The sequence below is a fragment of the Actinacidiphila sp. bgisy160 genome (genome assembly GCF_965342435.1).
Taxonomy (GTDB): domain Bacteria; phylum Actinomycetota; class Actinomycetes; order Streptomycetales; family Streptomycetaceae; genus Actinacidiphila.
In genome coordinates this window covers 45,295-59,122 of sequence record NZ_CBDRCM010000014.1, presented here as the reverse complement: position 1 = coordinate 59,122, position 13,828 = coordinate 45,295, and the positions used below count along the sequence as shown (strand labels likewise).

The window sequence follows — 13,828 nt, the reverse complement described above, 5'->3', positions numbered from 1 at the left end:
CGGAGCCCGCGCCGGCCTGAGGACCGGCGCGGGCGCCGTGGCCGGGGCGGGAGGCGGTACCCGTCGCCTCCCGCCCCGGACCCCCGCTCAGCGGGTCGCCGGGTCCAGCTGGACGGAGTTCATCAGCCTTCCGTGGACCAACTCGTCGCCGTGCCCGCCGAACGGACCCTGCTGACCCTGCCGGCCTCGGGGCTCACGGACACGGCGATAGCCCGTACCCGGGGCTGGAGCACACGCACCACCCAGCGCCGCATTCACCGGCTCACGACCGAACTCGGCGCGGCCACCCGCTTCCAGACCGGACTCGCGGCGGCCCGGCGCGGCTGGTTGTGAGCCCCGACGGCGCGCGCCGGCCACCCCGCGCCGCGGCGTGTTCGACATCGCGGCTGTCCAGGCCCGCGCGCACCCCGGCGGCTGGACCAAGGCGCTGACCGAGGGTTACGCGGACCGGGTCCTGGCCCGGGTCGCCCGCCACGCCTCCGACCTGCCCGGGAAGGTGCTCGCCTGGGACACCGTCACTCCCGCCGACCTTGTGGGCCACAACCCCGACGCGGTGTCAGGCGACCCCTGCGGAGGCTCCGCTGAAATCGACCAGAGCCTCCTGCGGCGCCCGCTGCCCGGCGCCTCCCGGCACGCCACACCCGTCCCCCGGCTGTGGCACATCCGCGCCTCCGCCCACCCGGCCCCGGCCTCGGCGGCTCGGGACACCTCGCCGCGCGGCGGCTCATCCGCGGCACCCGGCGGCGCGGCCGCCGCTGACCCGGGCCCACCCGTCCGGCCCGCCGGAGCCGGACGGGGCGACCCGGCTGGTCAGGCGGCTGAGCCGTCGCCCTCGGCCCGCTCCTCGGGGACGAGCAGCACCGCGATGCGGCTGGTGTGGGCGACGGCGTCGCTGACACGGGGGTTGAAGAGGGCCGCGAACGAACCCCGGTGGTGGGGGCTGAGGACCAGGAGGTCTGCCTTGAACTGCTCCGCCGCGGCGGAGATCGCACGGGCGACCTCCTGCGTGGTCACGTCGCGGACGAGCTCACCGTCGGCCTCCTCGACGCCCATGCCGCGCAGCGTGGCGACGGCCTCGTCGACCACCGCGCCGGCGGCCGAGTCCTCCTCCAGGTCCATGACGGTGTCGAAGGCGACCGTCGAGGCGAGCACGTGCACGACGTGCACCGCGGCGCCGGTAAGCCGGGCCATGTCCCCGGCCGTGCGCAGGACGGTCTGGCGGGAGGGGCTCGAGTCGACGGCAACCAGGATGCGCTGGTACATGGATACCTTTTCTCTTCTTCCAGGGCTGAACAGGGTTCGCGGACTCAGTGGAGGCCCGCGCTGGTGGGGCATCCCTGACCAGCGCTGTCGTATGGCGTGAATATTCCGTTCACAGTGTGCGCCGACCGGCGGGGCCGTCCGTGGCGGAGCCCTCGTGCCCGGTCTCTGCCGTACCCTCCGCCCCGCCAGCCGGGCAGCTTCGCGGCGAGCACCTCGACCGGGGCGATGACGGGCGGCACGGGCAGGAGTTCGTCGCCGAGGGCCTCGATGCGCTGCGCACGGCCGGGCGGACCTTGCCCTGCCGCACCTCGGCGGGACGTGCCGGGACGGTCGCAGCGGCTGGTGCCTGGCCGAGCGTGTCGCCCTTGCGCCTGTCGCGCTGCACCCAGCGTCTCCCCGAGGCGACAAAGGACCCGGTCCGCCGGACCGCCGTGCGCCAGGCCGCCCGCGCGGGCGGCGTAACCGTCATCGACCCCGAGCCCTGGCTTTGCGCCCCGGACGGCACCTGCCGCGTCGCGGTCGGCAACGTCTTCGTGTACCGCGACGACAGCCACATCGCCGACGCCTATGCCGAAGCCCTCGCCCCTGTCCTGGCCCCTCGGCTCACACCACTTCTCTCCCATTCCGGACGGCAGGCCAGGCACTATTTCAACAGCCGGCACCACACAGCGGCGGCACGTTTCCTGAGTGGCATCGTCGACCCATGTCGCCACCATCCGGCCATCCGCATCCTTCTGGCTCGCGCCTATTACCACCTGCTCGGCCGTGCGCTCGAGCGGCTGGGACGCGACTCGGAGGCCGCCGCCCACCTGGCGGCACGGCGACGCGATGACAGCCTGGGACCTCATCGTCGTCCGATCCAGGCCGCGCACCGCCCTACTGCGATCCGGTCCGCACGGAACCGGCTGCCCGGGTGACACGTCACACCTGCAGGGCCCGAGGGGGCCGCTGCAGGGGGAGGCGTCATGAGACCGATCGTGCTGGTGGGAGTCATCTGCCTGTTCCTGGGATCCGTCGGATGCGGAGCGCGGACGGTGTCCGCGACGGACGACAGCGGTGCGGCCGCCGCACGCATGCGGGAGGTCGCCAAGGCCTGGGAGGGTTCGGCGGCGGCGCGATCGTGGCGGGAGGGCTTCTACCCGCTGGAGGACATGGTCCGCCTCCCGGACAACGCGTTCCGCACCGAAGCCGACAAGCGGGCCTACCTCACGCGGAACTTCGAGCACCGCGGAGCGTTTCCCCGAACCGGGCGTGAGGGCCGCATCCGCTGGGCGGACGGGACGTCGCGCCGCGTCACACCGATGACCGCGCAGCAGGCCTACGACCAGTTCAACGAGGGGCCGGAAGACCGCGCGGCCCTGCTCACCGTCACGAAGGCCGCATTCGGCGAGATGACCCTGCTCACCAGCCGCGGCGAGGCGCGCGTTCCCGCCTGGCACTTCACGCTCGACGGCTACGACACCCCGCTGGTGCGCGCCGCGATCGACCCCGCGAGGCTGCCGCGCGCGCCGATCGCCGCCCTGTCCCAGGCCACCGATGCCGGGATGCCGTTGCAAGGACTGCGCAAGGTCGCCGAGGACGGCCGGAATGTCACCGTCCTGGCCGGGCACGGTGCCTGTGACGACGGTCCGGCCGTGGAAGTGCTGGAGACCCGCGACAGCGTGGTGCTCCACGCGACGGTCCGTGGCGGGAGCGACAGCCCGTGCACCGCGCAACTGCTCTCCGACCCGGTCACCGTCCACCTGGACCGGCCGCTGGGCGGGCGGATCCTGCTCGACGCCTTCACCGGCGGGCCCGTGGCGCTCGTCGGCGGCAGGCGGTAGCTCCCGGTTCCGGCCCTCCTGGCCCTCCCGTATGAAGTGATCGTGCCCGGCAGCGGGGCGCCGTCGCCGGCGAGGGCGGCTGCCGCGGAGCCGAACCCGGCGGCAAGAGCGGCGGCCGCCACGAGACCGATCGCTGCCCGGGAGACGGATCTGCTGACGGGACGTCTCAGCAACGTTTCCTTGTCGGGTGTCGGGTGTCGGTGTCGGGTGTCTGTAGGGGTGCGCCGCCCTGGGCGCACCCCTACCGGCAACCCGGGCACCCGCACCGCCCCGCACAGGAAGATCTCAGAGAGATCACAGAATGGGCTGCTGAGACCCAAGGGGCCCGATCACGTTGGTGCTAAAGTCGAACAATCCAGTCAAAAGCGTGTTTTGTGACTTCCGGGTGACGGAATAGTTGCCTTGGCATACGGGGTTGCACGTCAGGTACGCCGCACGCACGACCACCACCACGGTCCCGACCTCTGCCCGGAGGCCCCGCCCCATGACGCTCACGACGACCGACCTGCCCGCCCGGAGAGCCAGTGGGGCGGTCGTCCCGGTACTCGCCTTCGCGGGCATCGTTGTCGCGGTCATGCAAACCCTGCTCGTGCCGGTCATCAAGGACCTGCCGCAGCTGCTGCACACGGCCCCGAGCAACGCGACCTGGGTGCTGACCTCCACCCTGCTCTCGGGCGCCGTGGCCACCCCGATCATGGGCCGCCTCGGCGACCTCTACGGCAAGCGCCGCATGCTGATCGGCAGCCTCTCGGTCATGGTGGTGGGAGCCGTGATCAGCGCCGCCACCAGCCAGCTGCTCACCATGATCGTGGGCCGTACGCTGCAGGGCTTCGCCATGGGCGCCATCCCGCTCGGCATCGGGCTGATGCGCGACATGCTGCCGCGTGAGCGGCTGGGCTCGGCGATGGCCCTGATGAGCTCCTCCATCGGCGTCGGCGGCGGTCTCGCGCTGCCCGGCGCGGCGCTGATCGCCCAGCACGCGAACTGGCACGCGCTCTTCTACGCCGCGGCCGCTCTCGGCGTGCTCGCCATCGTCCTCGCCCTGGCCGTCGTGCCCGAGTCCCCGATGCGTGCGAAGGGCTCCTTCGACCTGCTCGGCGCGCTCGGCCTGTCCGCCGGCCTGGTCCTGTTCCTCCTGCCGATCACCAAGGGCAGCGACTGGGGCTGGTCCTCCGGCACCACGCTCGGACTGTTCGGCGCCTCCGCCGTCGTCCTGCTGCTGTGGGGCGTGATGGAACTGCGGGTGAAGGCCCCGCTGGTCGACCTGCGCACGACCGCCCGCCGTGAAGTGCTGCTCACCAACCTGGCCTCGATCATGGTCGGGGTCAGCTTCTACGTCGTCTCGCTGGTCCTGCCCCAGCTGCTCCAGTTGCCCGCCGCCACCGGCTACGGCCTCGGCCAGTCCATGCTCGTCGCCGGTCTGGCGGTGGCCCCGCTCGGCCTGACGATGATGTTCACCGCCCCCGTCTACGCCCGCCTGTCCGCCCGCTTCGGCCCGAAGATCACGCTGATCACCGGCCTGCTGGTGATCGGCGCCGGCTACGGCGGCGGCATCGGCCTGATGGACGCCGTCTGGCAGACGGTCCTCACCTCGGTGATCCTCGGCGCCGGCATCGGCCTGGCGTACTCCTCGCTGCCGGCGCTCATCGTCAGCGCGGTGCCGCCCTCCGAGACGGGCGCCGCCAACGGCCTCAACACCCTGATGCGCTCCGTCGGCACCTCGGTGTCCAGCGCCGTGATCGGCATGGTCCTCGCCAACAGCGCGCAGCACGTGAACGGCGTCGCCCTCCCGACCATGCACGGGTTCCGCCTCTCGTTCCTCATCGCCACGGGCGCCGTCCTCGTCGGCCTGCTGCTCGCCGTCGGCCTGCCCGGCCGGCGGACCGGCCTGCGGGTGCGCGCGGGCGGCGAGGAGGAAGCCGGCCTGGCGCGTGCGGAGCAGGTCCTGCGCGGCTTCCGGGGCCGGGTCGTGGGCGCCGGGGGCGCCCCGGTCGCCCGTGCCAAGGTCACCCTGATCGACCGCCGCGGCCGGCAGGCCGGCGCGGCGCTCTCCGCGGAGGACGGCAGCTACGCGCTCGCCGTCCCGGCCGGGGGCGCGTACGTGCTGGCCGCGCGCGCGGCGGGGCACGGCCCCCTCGCCTCGGCGGCCACGCACGCCGGCGACGAGCGGCTGGTCGATCTCGACCTGGCCCTGCCCGCCGAGACCGTCACAGCCTGATCGCCGGCCCCTGGTCCGCCCCGCGGCGGGCGGGGGGTTTCCGGGACCGCCGGGGGGCGCCGGGGTCAGCCCCTGCCCGTCAGCCGCGATCCGGCGGGCGTACGCCGGTACAGCACCGTCCGGCCCGACCGCGAGCGGGACACGAGACCGGCCCGGTGCAGCACGCCCAGGTGGTACGAGACCGTGGCGGCACTGAGGAAGTGACGCGCCGCGAGCTGCGTGGTGGACGCCGGCCGCGCCAGCGCGCCGAGCAGCCCCGCGCGGGTGGGGCCCAGCAGGCCCGCCAGCTCGGCGGAAGGGGGTACCGGCGCGGCCGGCCTGTTCCGTACCGGGTAGGCGACCATCGGCGGCCGCCGTCCGCCCCGCACCGGATCCACGGCCACGCCCGGTGCCCCCGCCACCAGCGACGGCACCACGATCACCAGGGGCGCGGCGATCCCCACCGAGAACCGGCTCTCGACGCGCAGCGTGCCGCCGGTCCACCGGATCCCGGGGTGCAGCGAGTTGAACATCCCGGCGGCTCCTTGCCGGGCCAGCACGCCGGCGCACCGGTCGACCTCCGCGTCGAGCGCGGCCTTGGCGTCGGGCCAGTGCGGGGCGAACGCGAGCTCCCAGTACCGCCGCAGCTCCTCCGCGACCTGCCGGGCGACGTGCCCGCCGCCCCGCGCCATCGCCCGCCGGACCCCGGGCGGCAGCTCCGATCCGGCCAGCCCGTTGCGGGGCCGGCCGTCGCGCAGCGCCTCCAACTCGCCCAGGACACGCCCGGGCGGTGTGGCCCGCACGCGCTCCAGCTCCTCCTCGACGGTGGGGGAGGGCCCGGACGGATGCGGGCTGAGGAAGTCCGGTAAGTAGCCGCTCCCGTCGAGCGCGAGCTCCGACAGCAGCGGCAGCCGCGCACGGCGCAGTACGCGACGGGCCCGCGTCACCCAAGGATCGGCCTCCGGACCGGGGCGCAGGCCCCACGGCAGCAACGTCGCCGCGACCTCGTGCAGCGGTGAGACGGCGAAGTGGGAACGGGCCAACCCGGCCGCGTCCACGGTGAGTTCTATCATCCTGCTCCCTGCCGTCCGGTAACCCGGATTCCTTCGAACGTGCTCGAATCGTGGCACGGACTCTCGCCGTGGCGAGCCCCCTTGGCGCAGTCTGATGGCCGACGGACGGCAGGGTCACAGACGACGCCGGAGGGCGGGGGTGCGTGCGATGCGGGCGAAGCGCGGGGCCGGGAAGGCACGGGGGACGCGGAGGTCCGGAGCACGGGCGGCGGTGGCACTGGCCGCCGCCGGCCTGCTGATGGTGTCGGGCACCTGTACGTCGTCCGCGCAGGGCCGGGGCACCGCGGGGCCGGCCGGGGAGAGCGGGGGGCTCTCCGGCACCGCGGCCTGCCCCGGCCTGGACGGCTTCAGCTGCGCCACGCTGACGGTCCCGCTCGACCACAGCGGTGCGGTGCGCGGCCGGCTGGGCCTGAAGGTCGCCATGGGGGACAACGTGGACGCCCCCAAGGGCGTCCTGCTGTTCCTGACCGGTGGCCCCGGGCAGCCCGGCGTCCCCTTCGTGGAAGGGATCGGCAAGGCCATGGCGCCGGTGCTGAAGGACTACCGACTCGTCATGATCGACCAGCGCGGCACCGGTGGGACCGCGCTGCAATGCCCCGGGCTGCAGGAGCAGATGGGGGCGTCCGACCTCACACCGCCCACCGCGGACGCGGTGCGGGACTGCGCCGCGGCCATCGGCCCGAACCGCCGCTTCTACGCCACCGGCGACACGGTCGCCGACCTGGAACTGCTGCGGCGTGCGCTGGGCGTACGGAAGATGACCCTCGACGGGGTCTCGTACGGCACGTACACCGCCGAACGGTACGCCCTCGCCCACCCCGGGCGCGTGGCCCGGATGGTGCTGGACTCGGTGGTGCCGCAGACCGGTTACGATCCGATGGACCTCGCCGCCATGCGGGCCGCGCCGCGCGTGCTGAGGCAGGCCTGCGAGAGCATCGGCTGCACCACGGACCCGGCGGCGGACCTGGCCGAGGTCGTGGCAACCTACGGCAACGGGGTCGACGTCCTGGACGCGATCACCACATGGGAGTTCGTCGACCCGGACTACGCGGACATGATCGACGCCCTCCACCAGGCCGCCGAGGGCGCCCCCGGACTGCTGAACGGCCTCATCCAGGGCACACGGCAGGGAAACGCGGCGTCCGCTGAGGAACTCAGCCAGGGACTCCACGCGGCGACGCTGTGCCTCGACGGCCATTACCCCTGGGGCCGGTCCGACGCCCCGGTCGCCGGCCGCCGGGACGCGCTGGAGAAGGCGGCCGGCGAACTCACCCCGGCCGACCACGGCCCCTTCGACGCCGCCACGGCGACGGGCCTCGGCTCCATGCTCAGCTGCCTCGACTGGCCCCGCACCCCGGCCCCGCCGCTGCCCGCCGCCCACCGCCGCCTCCCCGGCGTCCCGGTGCTGCTGCTCGGCGGCGACCGGGACCTGTCGACGCCCCTGGAATGGCTCTACGACCAGAAGAAGCTGACCCCGCATGCCGAGGTCGTCGTGGTCCACGGCGCCGCCCACTCCGTCCAGAGCCGCGCGACGAGCGACGAGGGCCGCCAGGCGGTCCACGACTTCCTCCTCGGACGCTGAGCCCGAGGTGGCCCGTGGGACGCTCCGGGGAGAGGAGCCCCGGGGCGTCCCACGGTGGCAGCTCAACCTCCGAGCGGCTTCATCGCCGGAGACGACGGGTGAGGCGACGCTCACGGAGGACTGCCGCGTGGCCTCGGCGGGGACTTCGCCGACGACTCCGAACACCACCAGGCACAGACCGGCACCAAGAGCCCCCGACCACCGCGGGGCCGGCGGCGACGGGGCCGGCACGTGCTGCCGGCCCCGCCCGGTGGTCAGCCGCGGGCGAGGAGTTCGAGGGTGTCGACGACGCGGTTGGAGAAGCCCCACTCGTTGTCGTACCAGGCCACCACCTTGATGTGGCGGCCGTCGACCCGGGTGAGGGCGGCGTCGAAGATGGACGAGGCCGGGTGACCGGTGATGTCGCTGGAGACCAGCGGCTCGGTGGCGTAGTCGAGGATGCCCTTCAGCTTGCCGTCGGCGGCGGCCCGGTAGGCGTCCAGCACCTGCTCGCGGGTGACGTCGCGGGAGACCGTGGTGTTGAGCTCCACGATCGAGCCCACCGGCACGGGGACCCTGATGGAGTCGCCCGAGAGCTTGCCGTCGAGCTTCGGCAGCACCTTGCCGATGGCCTTGGCGGCACCGGTGGTGGTGGGCACGATGTTCACGCCGGCGGCGCGGGCGCGGCGCATGTCGCGGTGCGGGCCGTCCTGGAGGTTCTGCTCCTGGGTGTAGGCGTGCACCGTGGTCATGAACCCGTGCTCGATGCCGGCCAGGTCGTCCAGCACCGACGCGAGCGGGGCCAGGGCGTTCGTGGTGCACGAGGCGTTCGACACGATGACGTGCCGGGCCGGGTCGTACTCCTCGGTGTTGACGCCGTAGGCGAGGGTGACGTCGGCGCCGTCGGAGGGGGCGCTCACCAGGACCCGCTCGGCACCGGCGGTCAGGTGCGCGCGGGCGGCGTCGGCCGAGGTGAAGCGCCCGGTGGACTCCAGCACGATGTCGACTCCGAGCTCTGCCCAGGGCAGTTTGGCCGGCTCGCGCTCGGCGAGCACCTTGATCCGGCGGCCGTCGACGACCAGATCGGAGCCGTCCGCCTCGACGGTGCGGCCGAGCCGGCCGAGCGAGCTGTCGAACTTGAGCAGGTGCGCGAGGGACTCCGGTGCGGTGAGGTCGTTGACGGCGACCACCTCGAGGTCGCTGCCGCGCTCGACGAGGGCGCGCAGGGTGTTGCGCCCGATGCGGCCGAATCCGTTGACGGCGATGCGGGTCATGGAGGTTTCCTTTCGTTGCCGCCTCCATGGTCGGCATTGGGGCGCCGCCCCGGCAGTGGCCAGAACGACAGCATGCGCAAGTATCGCGCCATACCTTTCGCCACCGGTCGCAAGGATCTCGCCACTCAGGCCGAGAAGGTGTGCCGGTACTCCGTGGGGGAGGTGCCGAGGATGCGGTGGAAGTGCAGGCGCAGGTTCGCGCCCGTGCCGAGGCCGACGCGGTCGGCGATCTGCTCCACACCCAGGTCGGTGCGTTCCAGCAGTTCGCGCGCCAGGTCGACCCGGGCGCGCAGCACCCACTGCATCGGTGTGTAGCCGGTGTCCTCCACGAACCGCCGTGAGAAGGTGCGCGCCGACACCCGGGCGTTGCGGGCGAGCGTCTCGAGCGTCAGCGGTTCGGCGAGGTGCGCCAGTGCCCACTCGCGGGTGCTCGCGAACAGGTCGCCGAGCGGCTCGGGCACGCTCCGGGGGACGTACTGGGCCTGGCCCCCGCTGCGGTACGGCGCCGCCACCAGGCGCCGCGCCACGTGGTTGGACAGGCCGACGCCGTGGTCGCGCCGCACCAGGTGCAGGCACAGGTCGATGCCGGAGGCCGCTCCGGCCGAGGTGAGCACGTCGCCCTCGTCCACGAACAGCACGTTCTCGTCCACCCGCACCAGTGGATGCCGTTCGGCGAGGGCCTTCGTGTAGTGCCAGTGGGTGGTGGCCCGCTTGCCGTCGAGCAGGCCCGTCGCCGCCAGCGCGAACGCCCCGGTCGAGATGGCCGCGAGCCGGGTACCGCGTTCGTGGGCAGCCATCAGCGCGCCGACGACCGTCGCGGGCGGTTCGGCGCCCGCCGGCTCCCGGTAGCCGGGGATGAAGACGGTGTCGGCGTCCTCGAAGGCCTCGAGCCCCTCCGCCACGTGGTACGACAGTCCGTCCCCGCCGGTCACCAGCCCGGGCGCGGCGCCGCACACCCGCACCTCGTAGGGCATGCTCGGGCGGTTGGCGAACACCTGCGCCGGGATCCCGACGTCGAGCGGCTTGGCGCCCTCCAGCACGAGCACGACGACGTGATGATTCTTCCCGCGGCTCAACGGGCCTCCTCCTGCTCTCCCGCCCGGTGGCGTGACCGGCCTCTACCGCAAGCATCCTGCCATCAGCCGCCCGGCGCCCCGGCGGCCCGGAGGCCACGGTCGGCCGAACGCGAGATCTACGCGCGGAGAAATTTTAACATTTTATTGTCATGGACACTTCCCAATCGTCCGGGTCAGGGGCTACCAAGTGGTAGTCAACTCTCCGCCCAGGGAGGTTCCGTGAGACGCACCACGTCGTTGTCGGCCCTGACCACCCTGCTCGTCACCCTGGCCTTCGGCCTGCTCTGGTCCACCCCGGCGCACGCCGCCGGGCCCGCCTACGTCGCGCTGGGGGACTCGTACTCCGCCGGCAACGGCGCGGGCAACTACGACAGCGCCAGCGGCAGTTGCCACCGGAGTTTCAGCGCGTACCCGTACCTCTGGAAGAACGCCCACGCTCCCTCATCCTTCGCCGACACCTCCTGCTCGGGTGCGGTGACCACGGACGTGACCAACAACCAGCTCGGTCCGCTGAACGCCTCCACCGGTCTGGTCTCCCTCACCATCGGGGGCAACGACGCGGGCTTCTCGGACGTCATGACGACCTGTGTGATCGGCTCCGACACCGACTGCGTCAACCGGGTCAACCAGGCGGAGAACTACGCCCGCAACACCCTGCCCGCCCGTCTGGACGCCACCTACGACGCGATCCGCGCCAAGGCCCCCAACGCCAAGGTCGTCGTCCTCGGCTATCCCCGCGTGTACACCCTGAACGTCCTGTGCGTCGGGCTGTCCGACACCAAGCACCGCAAGATCGACGAGGCCGCGGACGTCCTCGACGGCGTCATCGCCGCCCGGGCCGCCGCCCACGGCTTCGTCTTCGGCGACGTCCGGGGGACCTTCAACGGCCACGAACTGTGCTCCGGCGACGACTGGTTGCACTCCCTGGTGGTCTCGCCGAGCTGGGAGTCCTACCACCCCACCGCCAAGGGCCACTCGAGCGGCTACTACCCCGTCCTGAACGCCAACAGCTGACCACCCGCCTCCCCGCACCAGGGGGCCGGCCCGGCCGGCCCCCTCCGCCGACCCCGTACGGCCGTGCCGAAAGGCCCGTGCGGGGTCGTGGCGTGCCGTCACCGGCCGCTACCACAAGGTGAGTCAGTGACAAAGTGGATGAGTGGCTGAACCACTCCTTGCGGTCCGGGCCCTCCCTTTGCCACGCTTGGCGCGGCCCGGTCCTCAGCTCCACGACCGGGTGGTTCGCGCGCCTCCCTCGTCTCCCCCTCGCCATGCCGTGCTGCCCGCGCACGGCGGCTGACGACCGAACAGGATGCGGAATGTCTCTGACGCGCCGAAGAATGCTGATGGCGACCGCCATGAGCGTGGTGACCGCCACCGTCGCCCCGGGTGGCCTCGCCGGCCTGGCGGCCGCCGCCCCACTGACCACCGCCGACGACGGTTCCGTACCCCCGGGCCTGTCGACCCTGGATCGTACGCTGCTGCGCGGCCCGGACCTCGGGTCCGGCTACCGCGGCATCGTCGCGGGGCCCGGCGAACCCCACCTCGTCCGCAAGGATTTGGCCAACGTCACCGCGCCCACGGTGACCCGGTCGCTGATCGCCTTCGCCCAGATGTCCGACCTGCACATCGTCGACGACCAGTCACCGCTGCGCGTCGAGTGCCTCGACCGGCTCGCCGACTACGGCCCGCCGCACTACAACTCCTATCCCACCGAGTCCGCCTACCGGGCGCACGAGTTCCTGTCGACCCAGACGACCGACGCCATGTGCCGCGCCGTCCGGCAGATCGGCCGCGGGCCGCGGACCGGCGCGCCGCTGGCCTTCACCGTCGTCACCGGGGACGCGGTCGACAACTGCCAGTACAACGAGACCCGTTGGTACATCGACCTGCTGGACGGCAACACGGTCACCCCGGACTCGGGCAACCTCGCCCTCGACGAGAGCGTGAGCAGCGGACGGTTCGGCAGCGACGTCCACTACTGGCACCCGCAGGCCCGGCAGAGCCCGGCCGACAACAACGAGCTGGCCGGCTTCCCCCTGGTGACCGGGCTGCTCACCGCCGCCCGCAGGCCCTTCACCGCCGGCGGGCTGCGCATGCCCTGGTACGCCGCCTACGGCAACCACGACGGGCTCGTCCAGGGCAACGTCGCCCCGGACGTGCTGCCGTTCGACCCGCTCAAGAGCATCGCCACCGGCTCGACGAAGATCACGCAGATCGAGGGCGTCCCCGACGTCTTCGACAACGGGCCCGCCTACTACATCGAGCTGCTGACCGACATCATCACCGGAGACTTCACCCTCGACACCGAGAAGGTCACCGCCGACCCCGCACGACGCCTGCTGGAGCGCCGCGAGTTCGTCGCCGAGCACTTCCGCACCACCGGCACCCCCGCGGGACACGGCTTCACCTCCGGCAGCGACCGGGCCTACTACGCCATACCCTCCGGCCCCTCCGACCTCGTCCAGGTCCTCGTGCTCGACACCACCAACGCGAGCGGCGGCGCGAACGGCGCCCTCGACGAGGCGCAGTGGGAGTGGCTGGACGCACAGCTGAAGGCGAACAGCTCCCGCTACGAGACGGACCGAGCCAACGGCACCGGTCCCGGCACCGTCGTCACGCAGCCCGGGGTCAAGGACAAGCTGATCGTCGTCTGCTGCCACCACACGCTCGACTCGATGGACAACACCGACGACGACGCCCCCTACAACGGTGCCGACCTGCGCGACAAGCTGCTGCGCTTCCCGAACGTCGTGCTGATGGTGGACGGCCACACGCACACCAACAACATCACCGCGCACAAGCCGGCGTGGACCTCCGCGCTCAGCGCCGGCTTCTGGGAGGTGAACACGGCCTCGCACATCGACTGGCCCGTGCAGTCCCGGATCGTCGAGATCGCCGAGGGCGGCGGCTACCTGTCGATCTTCACCACCATGGTCGACGCCGACGCGCCGCTGTCGTACGGCGGGGACACCGGAACCCCCGCCACGCTTGCCGCACTGGCGCGCGAACTGGCCGCCAACGACATCCAGTCCGTCGGCCGCGGTATCGACCTGCGGCGCGGCGCGCCGACGGCCCGCAACACCCAACTGCTGCTCCCGCTCCCGTTCCCGCTGCCCACCGGCGCCGGGACGCCCGCGCCCGACTGGCCCCTGCTGCAGCAGGGGCAGAGCGGCACCCGGGTCAGGGCCCTGCAGTACCTGCTGAACGCCCGCGGGGTGGGACTCGCCGTGGACGGGGTCTTCGGCATCACCACCGCCGCCGGGGTCCGCTCATTCCAGACCGCCCGCGGTCTGCCCTCGAACGGCGTGGTCGGCCCCGCGACCTGGCAGGCCCTGGTCGTCGCGACGTTGAAGCAGGGCGACTCGGGTCCCGCGGTCTCCGCCGTGCAGTACCTGCTGAACACCCGCGGCGCGGGACTGACCGTCGACGGCACCTTCGGCCCGGCGACGGACGCCGCGGTGCGCTCCTTCCAGTCCTCCCGCGCACTGCCCGCGGACGGCACCGTACGGATGGGGACCTGGCTGAACCTGCTGGCCCCCTGACGCGAGGAGGGCGGGCGCG

At 72.9% G+C, this 13,828-nt stretch carries 11 protein-coding genes; 7 read left to right on the top strand and 4 right to left on the bottom strand.

What is annotated here, in order from left to right; translation table 11 throughout:
• The first annotated feature begins 132 nt into the window (after positions 1–132).
• Complete coding sequence (locus ACRWNP_RS14395) at positions 133–333, top strand: hypothetical protein (RefSeq protein WP_431961592.1); 201 nt, start codon at positions 133–135, stop codon at positions 331–333.
• 477 nt (positions 334–810) lie between these two features.
• On the opposite strand, the gene ACRWNP_RS14390 is transcribed toward ACRWNP_RS14395, so the two are convergent.
• Entirely contained in the window at positions 811–1,263 is a 453-nt protein-coding gene (locus ACRWNP_RS14390; RefSeq protein WP_431961591.1) for a universal stress protein, read from the bottom strand.
• Between the two features lie 140 nt (positions 1,264–1,403).
• Here ACRWNP_RS14390 and ACRWNP_RS14385 point away from each other — a divergent pair, with 140 nt between their 5' ends.
• The 3 genes from ACRWNP_RS14385 (at position 1,404) to ACRWNP_RS14375 (ending at position 5,304) form a co-directional block, all read left to right on the top strand.
• On the top strand, positions 1,404–2,180 hold the full coding sequence (locus ACRWNP_RS14385) for an SGNH hydrolase domain-containing protein (protein WP_431961590.1): 777 nt from the start codon (positions 1,404–1,406) through the stop codon (positions 2,178–2,180).
• A 48-nt stretch (positions 2,181–2,228) separates the two neighbouring features.
• Positions 2,229–3,086, top strand: a complete 858-nt coding sequence (locus ACRWNP_RS14380) for a hypothetical protein (protein WP_431961589.1) — start codon at positions 2,229–2,231, stop codon at positions 3,084–3,086.
• A 484-nt stretch (positions 3,087–3,570) separates the two neighbouring features.
• Positions 3,571–5,304: an MFS transporter gene (locus tag ACRWNP_RS14375; RefSeq protein WP_431961588.1), complete on the top strand. Its 1,734-nt coding sequence runs from the start codon at positions 3,571–3,573 to the stop codon at positions 5,302–5,304.
• Between the two features lie 65 nt (positions 5,305–5,369).
• On the opposite strand, the gene ACRWNP_RS14370 is transcribed toward ACRWNP_RS14375, so the two are convergent.
• Positions 5,370–6,356, bottom strand: a complete 987-nt coding sequence (locus ACRWNP_RS14370; RefSeq protein ID WP_431961587.1) for an ArsR/SmtB family transcription factor — start codon at positions 6,354–6,356, stop codon at positions 5,370–5,372.
• 211 nt (positions 6,357–6,567) lie between these two features.
• On the opposite strand from ACRWNP_RS14370, the gene ACRWNP_RS14365 reads away from it, so the two are divergent.
• Positions 6,568–7,938, top strand: coding sequence for an alpha/beta fold hydrolase (locus tag ACRWNP_RS14365; RefSeq protein WP_431961586.1), 1,371 nt, complete (start codon positions 6,568–6,570; stop codon positions 7,936–7,938).
• A 254-nt stretch (positions 7,939–8,192) separates the two neighbouring features.
• Here the strand turns inward: ACRWNP_RS14365 and gap are convergent, their stop codons facing one another.
• Positions 8,193–9,191 carry a type I glyceraldehyde-3-phosphate dehydrogenase gene (gene gap, locus ACRWNP_RS14360; protein ID WP_431961585.1) on the bottom strand — a complete coding sequence of 333 codons (999 nt, stop codon included), beginning with the start codon at positions 9,189–9,191 and terminating at the stop codon, positions 8,193–8,195.
• A 125-nt stretch (positions 9,192–9,316) separates the two neighbouring features.
• Complete coding sequence (locus ACRWNP_RS14355) at positions 9,317–10,267, bottom strand: GlxA family transcriptional regulator (protein WP_431961584.1); 951 nt, start codon at positions 10,265–10,267, stop codon at positions 9,317–9,319.
• 219 nt (positions 10,268–10,486) lie between these two features.
• Between ACRWNP_RS14355 and ACRWNP_RS14350 the strand changes: the two genes are divergently transcribed.
• Both ACRWNP_RS14350 and ACRWNP_RS14345 read left to right on the top strand, forming a co-directional pair.
• Positions 10,487–11,281: an SGNH/GDSL hydrolase family protein gene (locus ACRWNP_RS14350; protein WP_431961583.1), complete on the top strand. Its 795-nt coding sequence runs from the start codon at positions 10,487–10,489 to the stop codon at positions 11,279–11,281.
• Between the two features lie 302 nt (positions 11,282–11,583).
• Positions 11,584–13,809 (top strand): TIGR03767 family metallophosphoesterase, encoded by a 2,226-nt coding sequence (locus ACRWNP_RS14345; RefSeq protein WP_431961582.1) that lies wholly within the window; start codon positions 11,584–11,586, stop codon positions 13,807–13,809.
• Positions 13,810–13,828: the final 19 nt, after the last annotated feature.

Coding starts and splice junctions, on each gene's coding strand:
- ACRWNP_RS14390 (WP_431961591.1), bottom strand. CDS start 1,263: ATGTACCAGCGCATCCTGGTTGCCGTCGACTCGAGCCCCTCCCGCCAG.
- ACRWNP_RS14380 (WP_431961589.1), top strand. CDS start 2,229: ATGAGACCGATCGTGCTGGTGGGAGTCATCTGCCTGTTCCTGGGATCC.
- ACRWNP_RS14375 (WP_431961588.1), top strand. CDS start 3,571: ATGACGCTCACGACGACCGACCTGCCCGCCCGGAGAGCCAGTGGGGCG.
- ACRWNP_RS14370 (WP_431961587.1), bottom strand. CDS start 6,356: ATGATAGAACTCACCGTGGACGCGGCCGGGTTGGCCCGTTCCCACTTC.
- gap (WP_431961585.1), bottom strand. CDS start 9,191: ATGACCCGCATCGCCGTCAACGGATTCGGCCGCATCGGGCGCAACACC.
- ACRWNP_RS14345 (WP_431961582.1), top strand. CDS start 11,584: ATGTCTCTGACGCGCCGAAGAATGCTGATGGCGACCGCCATGAGCGTG.